Raw genomic sequence first — 21,614 nt, forward strand, 5'->3', positions numbered from 1 at the left:
ATAAAAGGAGAAGAAAAAATCTATGGAAAGATATTTCGACAGGATAGCTAATGATGCTCTTGTTATGGAAAAATGGAAAAGAGTAGAAGAGCTAAAAGAGATGGGAATAAAACCATTTGGAGAAAGATTTGATAAGAAAAATATGATAGGAGATATATTGTCTCATACTCCAGAAGAGGAATTAACATTTAAAACTGCTGGAAGAATAATGGCATATAGAGGAAAAGGAAAAACTGCTTTTGTTCATATTGAAGATATCAGTGGAAGAGTTCAAATATATTTAAGACAAGATGAGCTTGGAGAAGAGAACTATGCTTTAGTTAAAAAGATAGGTGTAGGAGATATAATAGGAGTAGAGGGAACACTTTTCCTTACTTCAACAGGGGAACTAACTATAAGAGCTTCAGTAGTTACTTTACTTTGTAAAAACATCAGATCGTTACCTGAAAAATTCCACGGACTTACTGATGTAGAAACTAGATATAGAAAAAGATATGTAGATCTTATAATGAATAAAGATGTAAGAGATACATTTGTAAAAAGAACTAAAATTATATCAGCAATTAGAAGAATATTAGATGGAAAAGGATTCTTAGAGGTTGAAACTCCATTAATGCATCCAATTTTAGGAGGAGCAGCAGCAAGACCATTTATTACTCACCACAATACTCTTGATATAGATTTATATCTAAGAATAGCTCCAGAGTTATACTTAAAGAGATTAATTATAGGTGGAATGGAAAAAGTATATGAACTAGGAAGAAACTTCAGAAATGAAGGAATGAGTACTAGACATAACCCAGAGTTTACTATGATAGAGATGTACCAAGCATATGCTGATTATACAGATATGATGGACTTAGCTGAAGAGATAATCACTACTCTAGCTAAAGATGTATTAGGAACATCAACTATTACTTATAATGGAAAAGAGATAGTATTAGAGAACTTCAAGAGAATACATATGGTAGACTTAATAAAAGAAGTTACTGGTGTTGACTTCTGGAATAAAGATATCACTTTTGAAGAAGCAAAAGCTTTAGCAAAAGAACATCATGTAGAAGTACCTGAGCATATGAATACTGTTGGACATATCATTAATCAATTCTTTGAAGAAAAATGTGAAGAGACAATAGTTCAACCAACATTTGTATATGGACATCCAGTAGAGATCTCTCCATTATCTAAAAGAAATGAAGAAGATTCAAGATTTACAGATAGATTTGAGCTATTTATAGATGCTAGAGAGTATGCTAACGCTTTCTCTGAGTTACAAGACCCAGCTGACCAAAGAGGAAGATTTGAAGCTCAAGTTGAAGAAGCTGAAAGAGGAAATGATGAGGCTACTCCTGTAATAGATGATGATTTCGTAGAGGCATTAGAGTATGGACTTCCACCTACAGGAGGAATGGGAATAGGAATAGACAGACTTATTATGTTATTAACTAACTCTGAATCTATTAGAGATGTATTATACTTCCCACAAATGAAACCAAGAGATTAATTAACTAACTATAAAAATCAAGAATGGTGAAGATTGAAAAGAATAAATAGAGCAAGTCGGCAAAAACGAATGCTAAAAAACACAACTGTTTGAGTGAAACGAGTTTTGTGTTTTTAGTGAGTTGAGCCATACTTGCTCTTTATTCTTTGAACGAGAACCATTCTTGAATTATTATTCAAGGAGCAAAAATGATTAGAGAATTCTTACTAATATTTGTTATAAACTATATAGGGATAATATTAACAGAGGTTTTTCACTTACCAATTCCTGGGACAATTAGTGGAATGTTATTACTATTTGCTTTATTATATTTTAAAATTTTAAAACTTTCTTATATAGAAAATGCAGGAAATTTTTTACTTTTAAATATGACAATATTCTTTCTTCCACCATCAGTAAGTTTATTAGAAAGTATGTATCTATTGAAAACAGGTTTATTTAAAATACTGTTCTTAGTAATTTTTTCAACATTGATAACAATGGTAATTACAGCTTTAACTGTACAATATTTAATTGAAAGAGGAGAGAGAAAATAATGGAAGGAATAACAAATAATCCACTTTTTGGCGTAATAATAAGTTTAATAGCTTTTGAAATAGGGAAATTTATATTTAATAAGACAAAATTAGCATTATTTAATCCACTACTTATTGCTACGATAATTGTTATGGGATTTTTAAACTTTTTTCATATTACTGTAGCAGATTATATGTTGGGAGGGAATTTGATAGTTTTCTTTTTAGCTCCAGCTACTGTGGTTTTAGCTATTCCACTATTTCAGCAGATAGACTTATTGAAGAAACATTTCATTCCTATTATAGGTGGAGGAATTGTAGGAGCAGTAGTAGCGATACTCTCTGTAATAATATTGGGAAAATTATTGGGAATAGATAATCAACTTTTACTCTCTTTTATGCCTAAATCTATAACTACTCCAATAGGAATAGAACTTTCAAAAATGTTAGGAGGAATTCCTTCAATAACTGTTTTTGCAATAGTTATAACAGGAATTACAGGAAATGTAACAGCTCCTTTTATATATTCTATTTTTAGAATAAAAAATCCTATTGCTAAGGGATTAGGACTTGGAATATCAAGTCATGCAGTAGGAACAAGTAGAGCCATTGAGATGGGAAAAGTAGAGGGAGCTATGAGTGCCTTATCAATAGTGATAGCAGGTATACTTACAATTATTTTAGCACCATTAATTAGTACAATAATATAAAAATTTAAGCAAGAGATGTTGATTTTTTTAATAAAATTCTATATAATATAAAAAATGACTAAATTAGTCAAGAATTAAAAGCGTTGGAGGAAGATTCTTATGAAGAAAAAAATTTTAATATTATTGATTATTTTGTTTTCAACAACTTTGTTATTAGGTTGCTTTAGTAAAAGTAAAGGTGAGAAAGATGTGTTAAATGTCGGAATGGAACTTGCATATCCTCCATTTGAAACTAAAGATGAAAATGGAGAACCAAGTGGTGTGAGTGTAGATTTTGTTAAAGAGTTTGGAAAATATATAGGTAAGGATGTAAAAATAAAAAATATAGCCTGGGATGGACTTATTCCATCAATTCAAACTAAGAAAGTTGATTTAGTTGTTTCATCTATGACGATAACTGAAGAAAGAGAAAAAGTTGTAGATTTTTCTATTCCCTATGCTAATTCATTATTAGGAATGCTTATAAATAAAAACTCAAAAGTATTTAGTATTGATGATTTAGATCAAGTGGGTACAGTTGTAGCTGTAAAAAATGGATCTACTGGATTTTTATATGCACAAAAATATTTGAATAAAGCACAAATTAGATCTTTTAATGATGAAAGTGCTTGTGTAACAGAAGTAGTTCAAGGAAAAGCGGATGTATTTTTATATGATCAATTAACTATTTATAGAAATTGGAAAAAAAATGAAGATTCAACAAGAGCTGTATTCATCCCATTTCAAGAGCCAGAAAAATGGGGGGTTGCCTTTGCTAGTGGAAATACAGAAATGGTTTCAAAAATGAATGAGTTTATAAAAAAATTTACAGCAGAGGGTGGTTTTGATAAATTAACAGAAAAGTATCTATCAGAAGAGAAAAAAAGCTTTGATCAATTGGGATTTAAATGGTTTTTTGATTTAAATTAGCAGGAGGTGTTTAAAATAAAATCTATTTTTTATATCACTGATAATAAAAAAATATCTATTTATAAGATAGCTTTTAACTCCTTAATTTTGCTAATAATTATTTTTATGTTATTTTATTTTTCATTGAGAAAAATAGGGTTGAATTTAGATTTTTCTTTTTTAAAACTATTTAAAGGACGAGTTTTGGATGGCTTTTTCTTAACAGTTTATATAAGTTGTGCAAGTTTCTTATTAAGTTCAACAATTGGAATAATAATTGCTGTTTTTCAAAAGAGTAATTTCATAATATTAAGATATTTTAGTCTATTATATGTAAAATTTATTCGTGGAACTCCTCTAATTATGCAGATATATCTCTTTTTTTATATAGTTGGAACTGCATGGGGAATAGAGAATCGCTTTATATCTGGAGTAATAATACTTTCTATATTTGAAGGGGCTTATATATCAGAAATTTTACGTGGAAGTTTTGAATCTCTTGATAAAAATCAATTAGAAGTTGCAAGGTCTGTAGGATATACAAGAAGACAGATAATTAGATTTGTTATTTTCCCTCAACTTATAGCTCAAACTATTCCAGCATTAACTGGACAGTTTGCTTCTATTATAAAGGATTCTTCGCTCTTATCAATAATAGCTATTATAGAACTTACTCAAACAATGAGAGAAATTTCTGCTACAAATTTTAAACTATTTGAAACTTATATAGTATTAGGAATTTTATATTTAATTTTGACATTACCTCTATCTTATATCAGTGAGAGATTAGAGAGGAGGTTTAAATATGAGAATTAAATTAAAAAATCTTTCAAAAACTTTTTCTGATGAAAGAAAAATACTTGATAATATAAATTTTGATGAAGAGATTAAATCATTAGCAATAATAGGGCCATCTGGTGGTGGAAAATCTACACTTTTAAAGATTATAGCCGGCTTGTTATCGCCAACTTCAGGAAGTGTTGAAGTAGATGGTACCCTTATAAATTTTGATGAAAATGAATTAGTAAAATATAGAAAATCTATAGGCTTTATATTTCAACATGATGGATTGTTTAAACATATGACTGTTTTAGAAAATATAGTTAATCCTTTAGTTCAAGTACATGGTTATAAATTGAGTGAAGCCAAAGAAGCTGCATTATCATATCTTAAAAGATTTGGGCTTGAGAAAGAGATAAATAAATTCCCATATGAGTTATCAGGAGGACAAAAGCAACGTGTTAGTATAGCAAGAGCTATTTCATTTAAACCAAGATTTTTATTGTTTGATGAACCAACTTCAGCTTTAGATCCTGAGTATACAGTTGAGGTTTTGGATATTATAAATGAGTTAAAAGAAGATGGAGTGAATTTCATAATAGTAACTCATGAAATGGGTTTTGCAAGATATGCATGTGAAAAAATTTGTTTTTTATATGGAGGGAAAATACTAGAGTATGGGGAGAGTTCAAAGGTTTTCACAAATCCTTCAAGTATGGAATTAAAAAGATTTTTAAGTAAACTTTTAGAGTGGGAAAAAGTATAAAGTTATAAAAAACCAAGAAATGTTAAAAAACTAACTCTTGGTTTTTTTATATAATATAATTATAAACTAGTTTCAAAGGTACCATTAAAATATTTTAAAAGATTTTCTAAATTAGGAATAGTAAATCTTTTTCTTTTTACAGAGATAAGTCCTAAATTAGATAATACTTTTGTTTGCCTAGAAACTGTTTCTCTTTTAGCACCTAGTATTTCACTTAAATATGTAATAGATAGATCAAAGTTTATTTCAGTACCAAAATCCACATTTATTCCAAAATCACAAGCTAATTTATATAAAGTAAAAGCTATTTGTCTATCAACTGTTATAGAATTAGAGGTATTTTTTATTTGATGTGACATAACTCTATTTTTAGAGATGAGAGACTCTATAACTGCTTTTGCGAGTGGATAGCTTTTTTCTAATATTTTTACAAAATCCTTTCTATCAATTTCTAGAAGTTTAGTTGTAGTTAAAAGTTCACAACTTAAAAGAGTGATGTTGTCATATAAAATAACCTCATTTAAAACATCACCATTTCCAAATAGGAATACAACTTTTTTGGTATTATCTGGATTTGGTTTATATAGCGAGGCGACTCCTTCAAGAATAAAATAGATAGTATGAATTTTTTCTTTATTTGAATAAAGTAAATCTCCTTTTTTATATTCTTTTATTTTTACCATGGTAAGTAACTCTTTTAGAGCTTCTTTATCCAGATTTTGGAACAATTTTATTTTAGTGAGCTCGTTTTTCAAGTAATTCACCTCCATTAAAATATCAAATACATTATATAGGAAATAATTAGATTTTACAACTAAAAAATATATTGTTTTGACAAAAATTAATAAAAAGACAACATTTTTAGCAATCAAATAAGTATTTATAAAATTATACCGAAACAATATATAAATTTATATAAATTAGTAAAAATGTTGATTTTTTTATACAAGTATTGTATAATCTAGATAACTCAAAAAATTAGGAGGACTGTGATGAGAAATAGAAAACTTTTATCGTTATTAGGTATTTGTGTAATAATACTAACTACAACAGCTTGTAGTAATAATCTAGCTAATAGAGTTGAAGATAAGGTAGTTCTTACCTATGATGAATTATCGGCTAAAGAGAATACTATGGGAACAAATTGGTATCAAACTTCAGGAGAAGCTAAAGCTTTATATTTACAAGGATATAATGTAGCTACTCAAAAATTAAAAGAGTATTTAAAACTTCCACACAATAAACCATATTCAATAGTATTGGATTTAGATGAAACGGTAGTAGATAATAGTCCATATCAAGCTGAAAATATTTTAAGAGGGAGGGCATATGATATAGAGTCTTGGGATGAATGGGTACAAATGAAAAAAGCAAAAGCTGTTCCAGGAGCAAAGGAATTTTTACAATTTGCAGATAAAAATGGAGTGAAAATATATTATATTTCGGATAGAGTAGAAAGTCAATTAGAAGCTACTATTGAGAATTTAAAAGCTGAAGGGATTCCTGTACAAGGAGAAGATAGTGTATTATTAAAAAATAAAGAAGATAAAAGTGGAAAAGTTAATCGTCGTGAATATGTTAAAAAACATACTCAATTAATTATGCTTTTTGGAGATAATTTATCAGATTTTGATGTATTTTCTTCTAAATCAATAGAGGAAAGAAATAATAAAGTAGAAGAATTAGCAAAGGAGTTTGGAGATAGATTTATAATCTTCCCTAATCCTATGTATGGAGCATTTGAAAGTGCTATATATGGAGGAGAGTTCCCAAGTTCTGAGCAAAAAGTTAAAAAAAGAAAAAATATATTAAAAGCTTATGAATGATTAATAGATGTAAAATAGTTAATTAAGTGAATATTATAATTTAAAGAGTATTTTATTTTAAATTTTAATAATTTAAGCAAAAGTAAAATATGGATTATAATTTATAATATTCGCTTTTTTATTTACAAAATTTTTTTAAGGATGTTATAATAATATAAAATATTTAAGAGGTGATAAAATATGAAAAAAGTGTGGAGTATGTATTTTAGCGGAACAGGAACTACAGAAAAAGTAGTAAAGAGGATAGGTAATACTTTAGGAGAAAAATTAGGAGTAGAGAGAGGAAACATTAACTTTACTCCTAAAGCTTCAAGAGAGAAAGAGTATACCTTTTCAAAAGAGGAGATAGTAGTTTTAGGTGTTCCAGTTATAGCAGGTAGAGTTCCTAATCTTTTACTAAATTTTTTAGATACAATAAGAGGTGAAGGAGCTTTAGCAGTACCAATAGTACTATTTGGAAATAGAAACTATGATGATGCTTTAATTGAGTTAAGAGATATCTTATTAAAAGATGGTTTTTTTGTAGTGGGAGCTGGAGCTTTTGTAGGAGAACATTCATTTTCTAGAGAATTAGGAAGGGGTAGACCAGATAAAGAAGATTTAGAAATAGCAGATATTTTGGTTGAAAAAATAATTAAAAATATAGAGAATAAAAAATATCTTTCAGAAAAACTATATGTAAGAGGCGAGAGTCCATATAGATGGTATTATCAGCCAAGGGATTCTAAAGGAAATCCAATAGATATCAGAAAAGTAAAACCTAAGACAGATATGAATTTATGTGATAAATGTGGTTTATGTGTGGTACTTTGTCCGCTTGGCTCTATAGAAAAAGAAAAAGTTGATATAGTAAGTGGAATATGTATGAAATGTTGTGGATGTATAAAAAAATGTCCTCAAGGAGCTAAGTATTTTGATGATAATAATTTTATATACCATAAGGAAGAACTAGAATTAGAGTATAAAAGAAGAGCAACAGTAGAAATATTTTACTAATAAATAGTATAAGTAGGAGAGAAGAAAAAAGATATCTCTCCTATTTTTATTGAAAAATAAAAAAGAAAATGATATAATAATTGAGTAAAATAATAAGGAATAAAAGGGGAAGATAATGAAATTTATTTTTATAGGAGTGTTATTAATAATGAATATATTTGCAAATACTTATAGTAAAAAGTTAGCTTATCAGATAATATCACAAGATAAAGCTAAAGAAATGATGGAAGAAAATAATAACTATATTATTTTGGATGTAAGAACAGATTGGGAATATAGAATGGGACATATAGAGGGAGCTATAAATATTCCTAATGAGGAAATAGGGTATAGAGAAATAGAAGCTCTTCCTGATAAAAATCAACCTATTTTAGTATATTGTAGAAGTGGACATAGAAGTAAAGAAGCATCTGCTAAGTTGGCTGTATTGGGATATAAAAATATTTATGAATTTGGTGGAATTATGACATGGGAGTATGGCTTGGTAGAATAAAAATATATTTTCTTAAAAATATAAAATAAAAATAATTGACTGATTGTATATTGTGTTGTATAATTAAAAGAAATAATATACAAGGAGTGGGCTATGGAAAAAATAGTAAAATTATTTGTTATATTAATGGTTGTAGCACTAACTGGATGCAGCAATACTGAAACGCAAGAGACATCAGCACAAAAGAAAAATGGAGGAAAAGTTGCTTTTATAACAGAAGTTCTCATAGATAGTGCTATTGCTAATGCATATAATGAGATAGCATTTGGTAGGGAAATTATAAAAACTAAATCTGTAAGTAAAAGTGATAGTGTTACTACTACTGGAATAGATGCTTCTGGAAATTTAAATACACATACAGTGACAGAAACTACTACTAAAACCAAAAGTAAAGGAGCAAGTTTTGGAGTTGGTATGGGAGATTATTAAAAAAACTGAGAATTTTCTCAGTTTTTTTCAATATACTCTTTAAAAGAAAAGTTGAAGTTCTTCTCTCTAACACAATCTAAAAGACTTTCTAATTCATCACTATTTTTGAAATTAATTTTTTCTCCAAAATTTTCAAGAGATTTAAAAATTGTTTTGAATGAAATAGTATCAATATTTTTTATGATGACATAATTTTTTTCATCTTTATCTCCTATCTCACCAACTAGTTCATCAGAGATAAATATTTCCAGAATATGTTTTATAATTTCATAAGGAATATCATATTTTTTAACAACTTCGTTAATATTAAGAGGAGAAAGGCTGTTATGATATCTTTCTATTAATTCTTTCATGACAATTACAGCAGTATATTCTTTTATTTTAAAATTTATATCATCTATTCCCTTTGTAAAAAGATGTAACTCCCTATTTTGTAAAAAATAGCAGAGATGAGAGCCTAATATGATAAAAAACCACATTAATTTTAACCAGAAAAGAAAAATAAATATTACAGAAAAACTTCCATAAATTTTGTTGTATGTGTTAACCATATCTTGTAATAGGATAAATAAAGATTGAAAACCAGAAAAAAACATAGCTATAAAAACAGCAGAGATGAGGGCAGGAATAAATCTCACTCTTGTATTTGGAATAAGCATATACATAATTGTAAAAAAGAATAACAAAGTTAAAAAAGGAACAAATTTAATAAAGATATTAAGAATTAAATTTTCCATTCCAAGTCTGTTTCCAATTATTTTAATAATTCCACTAGAAATAACCATTAAGGTAGGAAATAATATAAAAAATGAAATATAATCAGTTATTTTTCTTAAAAGCATTCTAGATTTTTCTACTCTCCAAATGTCATTAAAGGCTTTTTCTATGATAGCAAACATTGATATTAATGTCCAACCTAAGAATAAAAATCCTATTCCAGCTAAGATTCCTGTCCTGGTATTCTCTAAAAAATTTTGAGCAAAGGTAATTAAAAGATTTATTGACTCTTCATTTAATGGAGAATATTCTCTCAATTTTATAAGTAGGTAATCAGCAACTCCAAACCAAGTTCCTAAACTAAAAAGAATAGCAAAGATAGGAACAAGTGATAAAATTGTATAGAAACAAAGAGAGGTAACCCAAAGTCCTGAATTAGCTCTCTTATAACTTTCTAATGCTTTCTTACTAACGCTAATTATATTATTTAATTTTCCTTGGGATACTATTTCTTTATATGAATCAATAATTGATTTTAATTTCATAGATATCCTCCTAATTTAAATTATTAACATCCAATAAATTATTGGATATATTTTCATTCATATTAGGAGTATTTAAATTATTTTGAAGAATATCTTGAGTATTCTTAGGTTTTTCTTGAGGTAAATTTTTATTTTTAAAGTTAGCTTCAAAATTTTTTTTGTCTAATGCATATATACTAGAAAGAGTAGGAGGGGAATAAAAATAATCCCCAACTCTCACTAATTTTTTTTGTCCATTTGAATCATAAATATAGAAAGGAGTTTCTGTGTTTCCAATAAGGGTCATCACATTATCATCTATCTGCATAGCTTTTAATTCTTTTTCATTATCATTTGATATATATGTTGGAGATACCTCCATAAGCATAATTAATCTTTCCATAAGAAAATATTCAGGAATAATTTCTGTTCCCTGAGTTTTAATAGTAAAAAGAGTTAAAAGACTAAAAACTCCAATAAAAATTTTTTTCATGAATCCTCCTACTCGTATCTCATCTCTTCTAATTTTCTTATTCTATCTTCAGTAGATGGGTGTGTACTAAAAAGGTTAGCCATTTTATTTCCAGATAAAGGACTTACAATAAACATATTTTCAGTCGCTGGAGCAGCATTAGGCATTGGTATTCTTTTACTATACATATCTAATTTTCTCAAAGCATTAGCTAGATATTGTGGATTTCCACTAACTTGAGCTCCAAATCTATCAGCCTTGTATTCTCTTGTTCTAGAGATAGCCATCTGTACTAACATTGCTGCCATAGGAGCAAAAATAGCTATAGCTATTAAAGCAAATGGATTGCTTCTACCTTCTTCATCATTACTCCTACTACCACCAAATATGGCTGCCCATTGAGCCATATTAGCAAGAAAAGATATGGCTCCAGCCATAGTAGCAGCAATTGTACTAATAAGTATATCTCTATTGTGTACATGTCCTAATTCATGTCCAATTACTCCAGCTAATTCATAATCATCAACTAAATCCATAAGGCCTCTAGTTACTGCTATAGCTGCATTTTGTGGATTTCTACCAGTAGCAAAGGCATTAGGTTGAGCTTCATTTATAATATATACCTTAGGCATAGGAAGGTCAGAGTTTCTAGCTAATTTTTCAACTAATTGATAAAGATGAGTATTTTTATCTTCTACAGGTTGAGCTCTATACATAGATAAAACTATTTTATCACTAAACCAATAGGAAATGAAATTCATAACTCCAGCTATAATTAAAGCGATTATGATTCCATTTTGTCCTCCAATTGCATTACCTATAAGTAGGAGAATAAATGTTAATACTCCCATAAGTATAAATGTTTTTAGTGTATTCATTATTAATTCACTCCTTGAAATATTTCTTAATACTTTATATAACGTAAAATTAATTTTATAATTCTTTGGTTTAAAATACTAAATGTCAATCATCCTCCTTTATTAATTATAGTTATATTATACATTATTTTTAAATTTCTTCAACATATTTATCTTTTCATATAATTGTGTCAAGAGTATGATAAATTTTTATATATTGAAGAAAAAGTGAATTTTGAGTATAATTTAATAAAAAATAAATTAGGAGAAAATAGATGAATATAATAAATATAAATACTTTAAATACAGATTATCCTATAATTTTAGGATGTAATGTAATATCAGAATTAAAAAAATATACAATATCTTATGATAAAATATTGATCTTATCAAATGAAGATATTGGATATATATATTTTAGAAAGCTACTAAGGGAACTAAATGATGAGAGAATAAAAACTTTTACAATACCAGAGGGTGAAAAATTTAAAAATTTAGAAACAATTTCAACTATTTATGATTTTATGGCAAAAGAAAATTTTTCAAGAAAATCTTTGATTATCTCTCTAGGTGGAGGAGTAGTCTGTGATATGGGAGGATTTGTAGGGGCTACCTATATGAGAGGGATAGATTTTATACAGGTGCCAACTTCGCTTCTTGCTCAGGTTGATGCAAGTATAGGTGGGAAGACAGCAGTAGACCATCCCAGAGGAAAAAATCTTATAGGAGTATTTAAACAACCTAAAGCTGTAATAATAGATGTAGAATTTTTAAAAACTCTTCCTAAAGAGCAGTTTTTTTCTGGAATGGCTGAGGTAATTAAACACTCTCTTCTATTGGAGAATAGAGATTATTTTAAATTTTTAATGGAGAGAAGAGAGAAAATTTTATCTTTGGAAAGTAGCTCATTAATAGAAATGATAAAAAAATCTTGTGAGATAAAGAGAGAAATTGTAGAAAAAGATGAGTTTGAGTTAGGAGAGAGAGCTTTATTAAATTTAGGACATACCTATGGACACTCTTTAGAAAAACTTTTTAATTTTGAAAATATAACTCATGGGGAGGCAGTAGCTAAGGGAATAGTTTTTGAATTGGAGCTATCTAAGGTTTTAAATGGAATAGAAGATGAGTTTATCAGTGAGATAAAAGATATTTTTAGAAGTTATGGTTTAAATTCAAATCCGATCTATTATCCTGAGAAAATATTGTTGGATGTTATGAAAAAAGATAAGAAAAACTCTTTTGATAAAATAAACTTTATTCTTTTTGATAAAAATAAAAAAGTGTATAAAGATAGTGTTGAGGTAAAAAATATTTTAGAAGTAAATAATCTATTTTCTTCTAGATATATAAAGGGAATTATTGATATTGGAACTAATTCTTGCAGATTATTTTTAGCACAGGTATATGAAGATAGAGAGATAAAGATAGAAAAAGAGATTTCTAAAGATGTAGAGATAGTAAAATTAGGAGAAGATGTAAATAAAAATGGATATCTAAAAAAAGAAGCTATTAAAAGAACCATAGATTGTTTGAAAAAATATAAGGAGAAGGCTGATAAGTTTGGGGCTAGTAAAGTAATAGCTTTTGCTACATCTGCTACTAGAGATTCTCAAAATAGAGAGGAATTTTTATCACAAGTGAGAGATATAGGAATAGATATTAGATGTATAACTGGAGAAAGAGAGGCTCAACTTAATTTTTTAGGAAACTCAATAGTCTTCAAAGATAGAATTTTGGTTTTAGATATTGGTGGTGGAAGTACAGAGTTTACTCTGGGAGAAAATGGAAATATAGAGTTTACTAAAAGTATAAATATTGGAGCTGTAAGAGGAACAGAGAGATTTTTTCCAGAGCAAAACTATACAGAAGAGAATATAGAAGAGTGTAGAAATTGGATAAAAGAGATGATATCTGGGGTGAAATTTTTAAAAGATAATAATTTTACATTAGTGGGGGTAGCAGGAACAGCTACTACTCAAATTTCTGTACAGAAGCAGATGGAGATTTATGATAGCTCAGAGGTACATCTTTCAAAAATAAATTTAGATGAACTTAGACAAAACCTACAATTATTTTTATCTTGTGATGGTGAAAAAAGAAAGGAGATTGTAGGTTTAGAAGCAAAAAGAGCTGATGTGATAATAGCTGGAACTATAATCTTGATAACTATTATGGAGGAATTAGGTGTAGATAGTATGCTTGTATCAGAGTCGGATAATTTAAATGGAGCAATGATAATTAAAGAGGTATAAAATATTCTTATAGAATTGTTTGGAAAAATATAGTAAAATGTATTAGTTAATAAACAAAGTTTAAAAATATTGGAGGAAATATGACACCTAGATTAGCAAAAATATTAGATGCTTATGATAGTTTTAATAGTACAACAAGAAAGAGACTAGTAGCTGGAAATCTTTATGACTACTTTATGCAAGAGTTCAGAGGAGAAATAGAGATGATATATAACTCTGCTACAAAGGAAGATATAAAAGAGGATATCAAAGGTATGGCAGAGATAATCTACAAAGAGGAAGAGAAAGAAAAAAGAGATTTTTTAGTGGGTGTACTTGTAGATATAGTAAAAATGATGTAAAGTTATACAGATGAGGTGAGTGAGTTGGATAAATTGCATTTAGATAGATGCTCAATTGGTGGTTGAGCAAGTAAAATAGGACCAGAGGTTCTTTCAGAAATATTACATGGTCTTCCGAGTGTGGAAGATAAAAATTTAATAGTAGGATTTGAAAAATCAGATGATGCTGCTGTATATAAACTAACTGAAGATTTAGCAATTATACAGACGTTGGATTTTTTTACTCCTATGACAGATGACCCATATATTTTTGGACAGATAGCTGCGGCAAATTCACTAAGTGATGTGTATGCTATGGGAGGACAGCCTAAGACAGCTATGAATATAGTATGTTTTCCACAAAAGATGGATATAAAAATATTGGGAAAGATATTGAGAGGTGGAGCTGAAAAGGTAATGGAAGCTGGAGCTGTTCTAAGTGGTGGACACTCTATACATGATCCAGAGGTAAAGTATGGGCTTTCAGTAACAGGAATAGCACACCCAGATAAGATTTTAAAAAATCATGGTTGTGAAAATGGAGATATCTTAATATGTACTAAAAAGCTTGGAACAGGTATAGTTACAACTGCATCAAAGGTAAATCTTGCAAGTAAAGAGGCAATAGATGAGTCTGTAAAACAGATGACTACTTTGAATAAATACGCTGCTGAGATAATTGTAAATTATCCTATTACAGCTTGTACAGATATAACAGGATTTGGTTTTTTAGGACATGCATATGAGATGGCAAAAGGTTCTGATAAAACATTGGTGTTTGAAGGAGATTTTATTCCATATATAGCAGATGCTAAAGAGTATGCTAAAGAGTTTTTAATAACTACTGGAGGACAACAAAATAGAAATTTTATAGGTAGAGATATAGATTTTGGAAAAACTCCTCTTTGGTTACAAGAGATAATGTTTGACCCACAAACTTCAGGTGGACTTTTATTCTCTGTAAAAAAAGAGCAAGTAGGAGTTCTTATGAAAGAGTTTCAAGAAAAGAATATAGATGCCTATATAATAGGTTCCGTTGAAGAGAAAAAAGAGAAATATTTAATTGTGAGGTAGAAGATGAATAATCTTTTTCGTAAACTTCCTAAACTAGATATACTTATGAAAGATGAAAAATTAGATGAGTGTAGAGAGAAGTTAAATTATAACACTTTATACACTCTAGTAAAAAATGAGATAGATAGTTTTAGAGAGAAAATAAAAAATAGAGAGATAGAGGATTTTGAAGTAGAAGACATAATAAAAAATATCCTAGATAGATCAAAATTTGCTGGGAATAATAAGCTAAAAAAAGTAATTAATGGAAGTGGTGTAATTATCCACACAAACCTTGGACGTTCTGTACTTAATAAAAAAATAGCAGAGAAGATGGGAGAGGTAGTAAGTAATTATAATAACCTTGAGTATGATTTGGAAACAGGAAAAAGAGGACATAGAAACTCACATGTTGAGGAATTGATATGTAAGATAACAGGAGCAGAGGGAGCTCTAGTAGTTAATAATAATGCTGCTGCTGTAATCATCTGTTTAAATGAATTTGCTAGAGGAAAAAACTCTATTGTATCAAGAGGGGAATTAGTAGAGATTGGTGGTTCTTTTAGAATACCAGATATAATGGAACTATCTGGTTCAAAACTAAAAGAGGTAGGGACTACAAATAAGACTAATATTTCAGATTATGAAAGAGCTATTGATGAGGAAACTGCACTTATTTTAAAGGTTCATAGGTCAAATTTTAAAATAACAGGATTTACTGATGAGGTAGGAAATAGAGATATAGCAAACCTTGGAAAAGAGAATGGAATACTTACTATGGAAGATTTAGGAAGTGGAGTTCTTGTAGATTTTTCAAAATATGGAGTAGTGAAAGAGCCTACTGTACAGGAGAGCATCTCTTCTGGAATAGATATAATTACAATAAGTGGAGATAAACTCTTAGGTGGACCACAGTGTGGTATTATTTTAGCTAAACAAGAGTATATAGCAAGACTTAAGAAAAATCAGTATCTGAGAGCTTTTAGAGTGGATAAACTAGTTTTATCTGCTTTGGAAGGAACACTAAGATACTACCTTGATGAGAGAGAAGCTGTAAGAGAGATACCTACTCTTAGAATGATAACCGAGGATAAAAAAGAGGTATTAAAAAGAGCAGAGAAACTTCAAAAAATGCTGATAGAAAAAAATATATCTACAAGTATAATAGAAACTAGAGCAAAAATAGGTGGAGGCTCTATGCCAGAAGAAACTGTACCTAGTTATGCTTTAGTATTTACAGGAGATGCTGTAAAATTAGAAAAGTATTTCCGTACTGGAGATATAAATATAATTGGAAGAGTAGCTGATGACTCATTTATCTTAGATATGAAAACTATAAGAGATGAGGATATGGAAATAATAGTAGAAAAAGCTATTAATATGTAAAAAAATTGAGATAATGAGAAGGGGGTGAGAAGAGTGAGAGATATAGTAGTGGGAATGGCAGGACATATAGATCACGGAAAAACAACAGTAGTAAAATATCTTACAGGAGTGGATACTGATACATTACCAGAGGAAAAATCTAGAGGAATGACAATAAATTTAGGTTTTACTCAGATAAAGTTTGACGATGGAAGTAGAGTTGGACTTATAGATGTACCTGGGCATGAAAAATTTATAAAAAATATGAGTGCAGGGGTTTCAGGTGTGGATTATCTGCTTATGGTGATAGCTTGTGATGATGGAATTATGCCACAGACAGAAGAACATTTCCAGATATTAAAACTCTTTGGTGTAAAAAAAGGAATGATACTTCTTACAAAGAGAGATTTAGTAGATGAGAAGAGATATGAAGAGGTAAAAAAACAGTGTAGGGAGTATTTTAAAGGGAGTTTTTTAGAAAACTCTCCTCTTCTCCCTCTTTCAATAATCGATATTGAAAGTTATAACACTCTTAAAAATTTATTGAAAGATGAGTTAAAAAAAATAGATTTAGAAGAGAAAGAGAGATACTTTCGAATGGATATAGATAGAGTATTCTCTGTAAAAGGTTTTGGTTGTGTAGTAACGGGAACAGTAAAAAGTGGAAAGATAAGTATAGGTGATACTCTTACAATCTATCCTCAAAATAAAATGGTAAAGGTAAAAGGGTTAGAATCTCACGGAGAAAAAAAGGATAGTATAGGAACAGGAAATAGATGTGCTATAAATCTAGCTGGAATCGAAAGTAGTGAGATAAAAAGAGGAGATATTATAGGAAAATCTATTTTAACAGGAGATAGAATAGAGTGTAAATTAACTCTTTTAGAGAACTCTCCTAAGATAAAAAATAATCATAGAATAAGATTAAATATTGGAACTGATGAGATAATAGGAAGAGTAAAAATTTATGAAAAAAATTATATTTTAGCTGGAGAATCAGCTTTTGTACAAATAGATTTAGAAGAGGTATTAGGGGGAGTATTAAAAGAGAGAGGAATAGTTAGAAATTACTCTCCAATATCTACAATTGGTGGAATAGAGCTTTTGGATTTTTCTAAAAAAGAGTTTAATAGAAAAGATATAAAACAGATAGAATTACTTAAGGTGTTATCTCAAGAGGACAATGAAAAAAAAGTAGAAGAGTTAATAAAAACTGATAGAGAGTTAGAGGATATTTTTTCTCTTTTTGGGGAGAAAATTTCGTTAAAAAATCTCATTGAAGCTAAGAAGATTTTCCTTTTGGATAAAAAATATATTCATAGAGATATACTCTTAGAAAAAATTTCTATAATAGTAGATGAGTTAGAAAAATTTTATAGTGAGAATAGATTAATGAGAGGAATTTTAAAATCTCAAATAAAAGAGAGGTATTTTAAAGATTATTCTTTAAAAGATTATAATAAATTTTTTGATTTAGATTTAGTAAAAGAGAAGATAATAGTAGTAAATGAGCTAGTGGCTTTAAAAGAGTTTAAAATAAGATTAAATAAAGAGGAAAAAGATATGAAAGAGGAGATTTTTTCCTATTATAAAGAGCAAAAATTTAATTTGAAACCTTATTCCTACTACTTGAAAGTTACTAAAGATAAAAATTTATTTGAACAAGTGCATAGATATATGGTTGAAGAGGGATTTATTCAATATTTAGAAGAGGAGTACTACATATTAAATGGATATTTAAAAGAGAGTACAAAGCTTATTAAAAATTTTCTTGAAAAAAATGGGAAAATACAAGTGAAAGAGGCAAAAGAGGTATTGAATAATAGTAGAGATAGTAGTATACTTATCTTAAGGAAATTAGATGCTCTAAAAGTGACTAAAAATATAGATGGAATCAGAATGTTGAGAGAATAGGAGGTAGCTGTGATAAAAGTAGATGCTATTGGACAAGTGTGTCCAGTACCAATTATAATGACAAAAAATGCTTTAAAGGATATAGAAGAAGGACAAGTAGAAGTATCTGTTGATAATAGAATTTCATTAGAAAATTTACAGAAAATGTCAAAAGAGATGGGATATGACTACACAGTAGAAGAGAGTGGAGATATTTTTAAAATTATAATCAATAAAATGAGAGAGAGCGTAGAGGTAAGAGAGTGTGAAGAAAATACAATTGTAGTTATAGATTCCTTACATATGGGTAAAGGAGATATAGAGTTAGGAAGAATACTTATGAAAGGATTTATTTATACACTTTCAGAGATGGAAGAGTTACCTAAAACAATTCTTTTCTATAATGAAGGAGTTAAACTTGCAATAGAGGGAGCAGAGAGTTTACAAGATTTAAAATCTTTAGAAGAGAGAGGAGTAGAGATTTTATCTTGTGGAACTTGTTTGAATTTTTATGGAATAGCTGAAAAATTAAGAGTAGGAAGTGTTACTAATATGTATACTATTCTTGAAAGGCAGATGAAAGCTACAAGGGTGATTAAACCATAATGAAAGTTGAAAAGTTTCTATTATTAGTTTCAAACTCCACTCATTATGTGATGAAATTAGAAAAACTCTTGCAAAATTTTAAAATATGTTGTAGAATAATACCGTTGCCTAAAGAGATAAGTGTTGGGTGTGGTCTTTCTATTAGAGCAGAGCTTTCTGACAAAGAGATAATTGAAAAAATTCTAAAAGATAATGAAGTTGAAGTAAGTAAGTATCTTGTAGAAAAAGAGGGATTTAAGAAAAAAGTAGAGAAAATTTAATGGAAGCGGGAGAAAACTGGTGTTTTCAGCAGTCTTCAAAACTGTAGGGTGGCTTAGGTCATTGGTAGGTTCGATTCCTACACGCTTCCGCCAAAACAAAACATTATAAATAAATATTTAAAATATAAGAAAAATTTGCTTTAATAGAGTAAATTTTTCTTTTTTTATAAAGATTGTAATGTTAAATAAATAGAGGAATAAGAGTTAAAAAATTGAGTGATTTATAAAGAAAATCAGAAAGTTAGTAAAATTAGAAATTTTGAATTTTAAATGCTTAAATAGAGAGTTTTTGTCAATAAAAAAACTACATCCTTCACTTTAGATAACTAAAGCTTTAGATGTAGTATGTAGCTTATTAAATTTTATAATACTAACTTAATTAAATAGAGTTATTTATTATTTTGATAGAGAGTGTATAGGCCTTTGATACTCAAATCAGATTGATATACATCAATTTCATCTATTTCAGCTGAAAGTATTTTACCAAGACCACCAGTGGCAACTACAAAATATTCTTCTCCAACTTCTTCTTTTATCTTTTTTATGATATGTTTTATTTGACCAGCATATCCATAGAAAATACCAGCTTGTATAGCTGAGATAGTATCGTGTCCTAGAACACTTTCGGGATTAGAGAATTTTACTTTAGGTAATTTTGCAGTATTTCCACATAGAGCATTGATACTCATTTCTATTCCAGGAAGGATACCTCCACCTATATAGACATTTTCTTTTAGTACTTCATAAGTAGTAGCAGTTCCTAGATCTAAAGTTATTAGGTTTTTATGAGGATATTCTTTTAAAGCTTGGGCTATATTAGCTATTCTATCTGCACCAAAACCTGTTGGATTAACTTTTTCATCAAATGTAAAGTCTAACTTTAGATTTAGATCAACTAGCATAGGTTCGATATCGAAATATTTCCTACCAAAGAATTGAAAAATAGTTATTAAATTAGGAACTACTGAAGATAGAACGATTCCACTGACTTTTTCAATTTCTATTCCATTAAATTTTGAGATATTTCTAAAGTATGAAAAATATTCATCTTCTGTCAATCGTTCATTTGTTGCGATCCTAAAAGTAAGTAAAATATTTCCTTTTTCATCAAAAATTCCTGTTACAATATGAGTATTTCCTATATCAACAGTTATAAGCATAAAACACCACCTTAAATTATTTTAAGTTTTCAGGATTTAAAACTTTTAATTCATCTAAAACAAAAATCCCATCTTTTCTGATTAAAATGTCATCTATCCAAATTTCTCCACCACCAAATTCTGGTCGTTGAATAAGAACTAGATCCCAGTGAATATTAGAGTTATTACCATTATCAGCTTGTTTATAAGCTTGACCAGGAGTAAAGTGTATACTTCCAGATATTTTTTCGTCAAATAATGTATCTTTCATAGGTTTTAGGATATATGGATTTACTCCAAAAGCAAATTCTCCAATATATCTAGCACCTTCATCGGAGTTCAAAATTTCATTTAACTTTTCTGAATTATTAGCGGTAGCTTTTATAATTTTTCCGTTTTTAAATTCAAAAACTATATTTTCAAAAGTAAATCCTTCATAAACAGATGGAGTATTGTAAGAGATTATACCATTAACACTATCTTTTACAGGGGCAGTATAAAGTTCACCATCTGGAATATTTCTAAGTCCATAACATTTGACATTTGGAATTCCTTTAATAGAAAAACTAATATCTGTTCCAGGGCCTACTATTCTAACTTTATCTGATTTGTTTAAAAGAGAACTTAAGCTATCCATAGCTTTTTCCATTTTAGAATAATCAAGACAACAAACATCAAAATAAAAATTCTCGAAATTTTCTAATGATGTATTAGCAAGTTGAGCCATTGAATTATTAGGATATCTCAAAATTACCCATTTCGTATTATTAACTCTTTCTTTTAAATGTATAGGTTGCATAAAAATGTCTGAATACATCCTCATTTTTTCATCTTCAATGTCAGAAAATTCAGCAGTATTATCACTACCTCTGATACCTATGTAACAATCCATATCCTTCATTCTCTCTAATTCATATTTTGCCATTAATTCTAGTTGTTCTGTTGTAGAGGTTTTTAAAATTTCTCTTATAATAGAGTGGTCCTTTAAAGTAACAAAGGGTAATCCTCCTACTTGATGTATTTCCTTTACTAATGCTTTTGCTAGATTTTTAGGAGCATTTCCAAAAACTTCTATTAAAACTTTTTCTCCTTTTTGTACTCTACAAGAGTGAGAAACAAGATTTTTTGCTAATTTTAATATTCTATTATCCACAATATTCACCTCATAATATTTTTTTCAATTATAGCATAGAATAATGAAAAATAGAATAGATAAGGGATAGAAAAATGAAATTGAAAATTTTAA

23 protein-coding genes and 1 tRNA gene are annotated in these 21,614 nt (G+C 28.6%); 18 read left to right on the plus strand and 6 right to left on the minus strand.

Going from position 1 to position 21,614, the window contains the following annotated elements:
* Positions 1-22: 22 nt before the first annotated feature.
* From lysS to DYA59_RS03040, 6 genes are all read left to right on the plus strand, one after another.
* Positions 23-1,504 carry a lysine--tRNA ligase gene (gene lysS, locus DYA59_RS03015; protein WP_115269241.1) on the plus strand — a complete coding sequence of 494 codons (1,482 nt, stop codon included), beginning with the start codon at positions 23-25 and terminating at the stop codon, positions 1,502-1,504.
* Between the two features lie 188 nt (positions 1,505-1,692).
* The gene (locus DYA59_RS03020) at positions 1,693-2,040 is read left to right on the plus strand and encodes a CidA/LrgA family protein (RefSeq protein ID WP_115269243.1); all 348 of its coding nucleotides are present in this window, start codon (positions 1,693-1,695) and stop codon (positions 2,038-2,040) included.
* On the plus strand, positions 2,037-2,729 hold the full coding sequence (locus DYA59_RS03025) for an LrgB family protein (RefSeq protein WP_115269245.1): 693 nt from the start codon (positions 2,037-2,039) through the stop codon (positions 2,727-2,729). The genes DYA59_RS03020 and DYA59_RS03025 overlap by 4 nt, the downstream gene beginning before the upstream one ends.
* Before the next feature lie 99 nt (positions 2,730-2,828).
* On the plus strand, positions 2,829-3,638 hold the full coding sequence (locus tag DYA59_RS03030; RefSeq protein ID WP_115269247.1) for a transporter substrate-binding domain-containing protein: 810 nt from the start codon (positions 2,829-2,831) through the stop codon (positions 3,636-3,638).
* A 183-nt stretch (positions 3,639-3,821) separates the two neighbouring features.
* Positions 3,822-4,433: an amino acid ABC transporter permease gene (locus tag DYA59_RS03035; RefSeq protein ID WP_218564211.1), complete on the plus strand. Its 612-nt coding sequence runs from the start codon at positions 3,822-3,824 to the stop codon at positions 4,431-4,433.
* Positions 4,423-5,163: an amino acid ABC transporter ATP-binding protein gene (locus DYA59_RS03040; protein ID WP_115269249.1), complete on the plus strand. Its 741-nt coding sequence runs from the start codon at positions 4,423-4,425 to the stop codon at positions 5,161-5,163. The genes DYA59_RS03035 and DYA59_RS03040 overlap by 11 nt, the downstream gene beginning before the upstream one ends.
* A gap of 59 nt (positions 5,164-5,222) precedes the next feature.
* Here DYA59_RS03040 and DYA59_RS03045 read toward each other — a convergent pair whose 3' ends face one another.
* Positions 5,223-5,918 carry a Crp/Fnr family transcriptional regulator gene (locus DYA59_RS03045; protein ID WP_115269251.1) on the minus strand — a complete coding sequence of 232 codons (696 nt, stop codon included), beginning with the start codon at positions 5,916-5,918 and terminating at the stop codon, positions 5,223-5,225.
* Positions 5,919-6,155: 237 nt separating this feature from the next.
* On the opposite strand from DYA59_RS03045, the gene DYA59_RS03050 reads away from it, so the two are divergent.
* From DYA59_RS03050 to DYA59_RS03065, 4 genes are all read left to right on the plus strand, one after another.
* Positions 6,156-6,989, plus strand: a complete 834-nt coding sequence (locus DYA59_RS03050) for a 5'-nucleotidase, lipoprotein e(P4) family (protein WP_115269253.1) — start codon at positions 6,156-6,158, stop codon at positions 6,987-6,989.
* A gap of 180 nt (positions 6,990-7,169) precedes the next feature.
* Positions 7,170-7,985 (plus strand): EFR1 family ferrodoxin, encoded by an 816-nt coding sequence (locus DYA59_RS03055; RefSeq protein WP_115269255.1) that lies wholly within the window; start codon positions 7,170-7,172, stop codon positions 7,983-7,985.
* 115 nt (positions 7,986-8,100) lie between these two features.
* On the plus strand, positions 8,101-8,478 hold the full coding sequence (locus DYA59_RS03060) for a rhodanese-like domain-containing protein (protein ID WP_115269257.1): 378 nt from the start codon (positions 8,101-8,103) through the stop codon (positions 8,476-8,478).
* 93 nt (positions 8,479-8,571) lie between these two features.
* Positions 8,572-8,907 carry a hypothetical protein gene (locus DYA59_RS03065; protein WP_115269259.1) on the plus strand — a complete coding sequence of 112 codons (336 nt, stop codon included), beginning with the start codon at positions 8,572-8,574 and terminating at the stop codon, positions 8,905-8,907.
* A gap of 17 nt (positions 8,908-8,924) precedes the next feature.
* On the opposite strand, the gene DYA59_RS03070 is transcribed toward DYA59_RS03065, so the two are convergent.
* The 3 genes from DYA59_RS03070 to htpX are packed head-to-tail and all read right to left on the minus strand — an operon-like array spanning position 8,925 to position 11,498.
* Positions 8,925-10,169, minus strand: coding sequence for a YihY/virulence factor BrkB family protein (locus tag DYA59_RS03070; protein ID WP_115269261.1), 1,245 nt, complete (start codon positions 10,167-10,169; stop codon positions 8,925-8,927).
* A 10-nt stretch (positions 10,170-10,179) separates the two neighbouring features.
* Complete coding sequence (locus DYA59_RS03075) at positions 10,180-10,641, minus strand: hypothetical protein (RefSeq protein ID WP_115269263.1); 462 nt, start codon at positions 10,639-10,641, stop codon at positions 10,180-10,182.
* An 8-nt stretch (positions 10,642-10,649) separates the two neighbouring features.
* Positions 10,650-11,498, minus strand: coding sequence for a zinc metalloprotease HtpX (gene htpX, locus DYA59_RS03080; protein ID WP_115269265.1), 849 nt, complete (start codon positions 11,496-11,498; stop codon positions 10,650-10,652).
* A gap of 254 nt (positions 11,499-11,752) precedes the next feature.
* Between htpX and aroB the strand changes: the two genes are divergently transcribed.
* The 8 genes from aroB to DYA59_RS03115 all read left to right on the plus strand — a co-directional run bounded on the left by aroB (position 11,753) and on the right by DYA59_RS03115 (position 19,322).
* Positions 11,753-13,732, plus strand: coding sequence for a 3-dehydroquinate synthase (gene aroB, locus DYA59_RS03085; RefSeq protein ID WP_147368820.1), 1,980 nt, complete (start codon positions 11,753-11,755; stop codon positions 13,730-13,732).
* An 80-nt stretch (positions 13,733-13,812) separates the two neighbouring features.
* Entirely contained in the window at positions 13,813-14,073 is a 261-nt protein-coding gene (locus DYA59_RS09450; RefSeq protein ID WP_147368821.1) for a hypothetical protein, read from the plus strand.
* Between the two features lie 75 nt (positions 14,074-14,148).
* The gene (gene selD, locus DYA59_RS03090; RefSeq protein ID WP_218564221.1) at positions 14,149-15,126 is read left to right on the plus strand and encodes a selenide, water dikinase SelD; all 978 of its coding nucleotides are present in this window, start codon (positions 14,149-14,151) and stop codon (positions 15,124-15,126) included.
* Between the two features lie 3 nt (positions 15,127-15,129).
* Complete coding sequence (selA, locus tag DYA59_RS03095; RefSeq protein ID WP_115269269.1) at positions 15,130-16,491, plus strand: L-seryl-tRNA(Sec) selenium transferase; 1,362 nt, start codon at positions 15,130-15,132, stop codon at positions 16,489-16,491.
* Positions 16,492-16,524: 33 nt separating this feature from the next.
* A complete protein-coding gene (gene selB / locus DYA59_RS03100) occupies positions 16,525-18,384 on the plus strand; it encodes a selenocysteine-specific translation elongation factor (RefSeq protein ID WP_115269271.1) in 1,860 nt (619 codons plus the stop codon).
* A 9-nt stretch (positions 18,385-18,393) separates the two neighbouring features.
* Complete coding sequence (gene yedF / locus DYA59_RS03105; protein WP_115269274.1) at positions 18,394-18,969, plus strand: sulfurtransferase-like selenium metabolism protein YedF; 576 nt, start codon at positions 18,394-18,396, stop codon at positions 18,967-18,969.
* Positions 18,969-19,229 (plus strand): DUF3343 domain-containing protein, encoded by a 261-nt coding sequence (locus tag DYA59_RS03110; RefSeq protein ID WP_172606940.1) that lies wholly within the window; start codon positions 18,969-18,971, stop codon positions 19,227-19,229. The genes yedF and DYA59_RS03110 overlap by 1 nt, the downstream gene beginning before the upstream one ends.
* A 1-nt stretch (position 19,230) precedes the next feature.
* Positions 19,231-19,322: transfer RNA gene (locus tag DYA59_RS03115), tRNA-Sec, on the plus strand.
* Positions 19,323-19,618: 296 nt separating this feature from the next.
* Here DYA59_RS03115 and DYA59_RS03120 read toward each other — a convergent pair.
* Together DYA59_RS03120 and DYA59_RS03125 are read right to left on the minus strand one after the other, a co-directional pair.
* Positions 19,619-20,389, minus strand: a complete 771-nt coding sequence (locus tag DYA59_RS03120) for a type III pantothenate kinase (protein ID WP_115269278.1) — start codon at positions 20,387-20,389, stop codon at positions 19,619-19,621.
* 16 nt (positions 20,390-20,405) lie between these two features.
* Positions 20,406-21,521, minus strand: a complete 1,116-nt coding sequence (locus tag DYA59_RS03125; RefSeq protein WP_115269280.1) for an aminopeptidase — start codon at positions 21,519-21,521, stop codon at positions 20,406-20,408.
* Positions 21,522-21,614 lie beyond the last annotated feature (93 nt).

The sequence above is a fragment of the Fusobacterium necrogenes genome (assembly GCF_900450765.1).
Lineage (GTDB): Bacteria > Fusobacteriota > Fusobacteriia > Fusobacteriales > Fusobacteriaceae > Fusobacterium_A > Fusobacterium_A necrogenes.

What these genes read in the sequence shown, in the direction of transcription:
- lysS (WP_115269241.1), top strand. Translation starts at nt 23, where the DNA reads ATGGAAAGATATTTCGACAGGATAGCTAATGATGCTCTTGTTATGGAA.
- DYA59_RS03020 (WP_115269243.1), top strand. Translation starts at nt 1,693, where the DNA reads ATGATTAGAGAATTCTTACTAATATTTGTTATAAACTATATAGGGATA.
- DYA59_RS03030 (WP_115269247.1), top strand. Translation starts at nt 2,829, where the DNA reads ATGAAGAAAAAAATTTTAATATTATTGATTATTTTGTTTTCAACAACT.
- DYA59_RS03040 (WP_115269249.1), top strand. Translation starts at nt 4,423, where the DNA reads ATGAGAATTAAATTAAAAAATCTTTCAAAAACTTTTTCTGATGAAAGA.
- DYA59_RS03050 (WP_115269253.1), top strand. Translation starts at nt 6,156, where the DNA reads ATGAGAAATAGAAAACTTTTATCGTTATTAGGTATTTGTGTAATAATA.
- DYA59_RS03055 (WP_115269255.1), top strand. Translation starts at nt 7,170, where the DNA reads ATGAAAAAAGTGTGGAGTATGTATTTTAGCGGAACAGGAACTACAGAA.
- DYA59_RS03060 (WP_115269257.1), top strand. Translation starts at nt 8,101, where the DNA reads ATGAAATTTATTTTTATAGGAGTGTTATTAATAATGAATATATTTGCA.
- DYA59_RS03065 (WP_115269259.1), top strand. Translation starts at nt 8,572, where the DNA reads ATGGAAAAAATAGTAAAATTATTTGTTATATTAATGGTTGTAGCACTA.
- DYA59_RS03070 (WP_115269261.1), bottom strand. Translation starts at nt 10,169, where the DNA reads ATGAAATTAAAATCAATTATTGATTCATATAAAGAAATAGTATCCCAA.
- DYA59_RS03075 (WP_115269263.1), bottom strand. Translation starts at nt 10,641, where the DNA reads ATGAAAAAAATTTTTATTGGAGTTTTTAGTCTTTTAACTCTTTTTACT.
- htpX (WP_115269265.1), bottom strand. Translation starts at nt 11,498, where the DNA reads ATGAATACACTAAAAACATTTATACTTATGGGAGTATTAACATTTATT.
- aroB (WP_147368820.1), top strand. Translation starts at nt 11,753, where the DNA reads ATGAATATAATAAATATAAATACTTTAAATACAGATTATCCTATAATT.
- DYA59_RS09450 (WP_147368821.1), top strand. Translation starts at nt 13,813, where the DNA reads ATGACACCTAGATTAGCAAAAATATTAGATGCTTATGATAGTTTTAAT.
- selA (WP_115269269.1), top strand. Translation starts at nt 15,130, where the DNA reads ATGAATAATCTTTTTCGTAAACTTCCTAAACTAGATATACTTATGAAA.
- DYA59_RS03110 (WP_172606940.1), top strand. Translation starts at nt 18,969, where the DNA reads ATGAAAGTTGAAAAGTTTCTATTATTAGTTTCAAACTCCACTCATTAT.
- DYA59_RS03120 (WP_115269278.1), bottom strand. Translation starts at nt 20,389, where the DNA reads ATGCTTATAACTGTTGATATAGGAAATACTCATATTGTAACAGGAATT.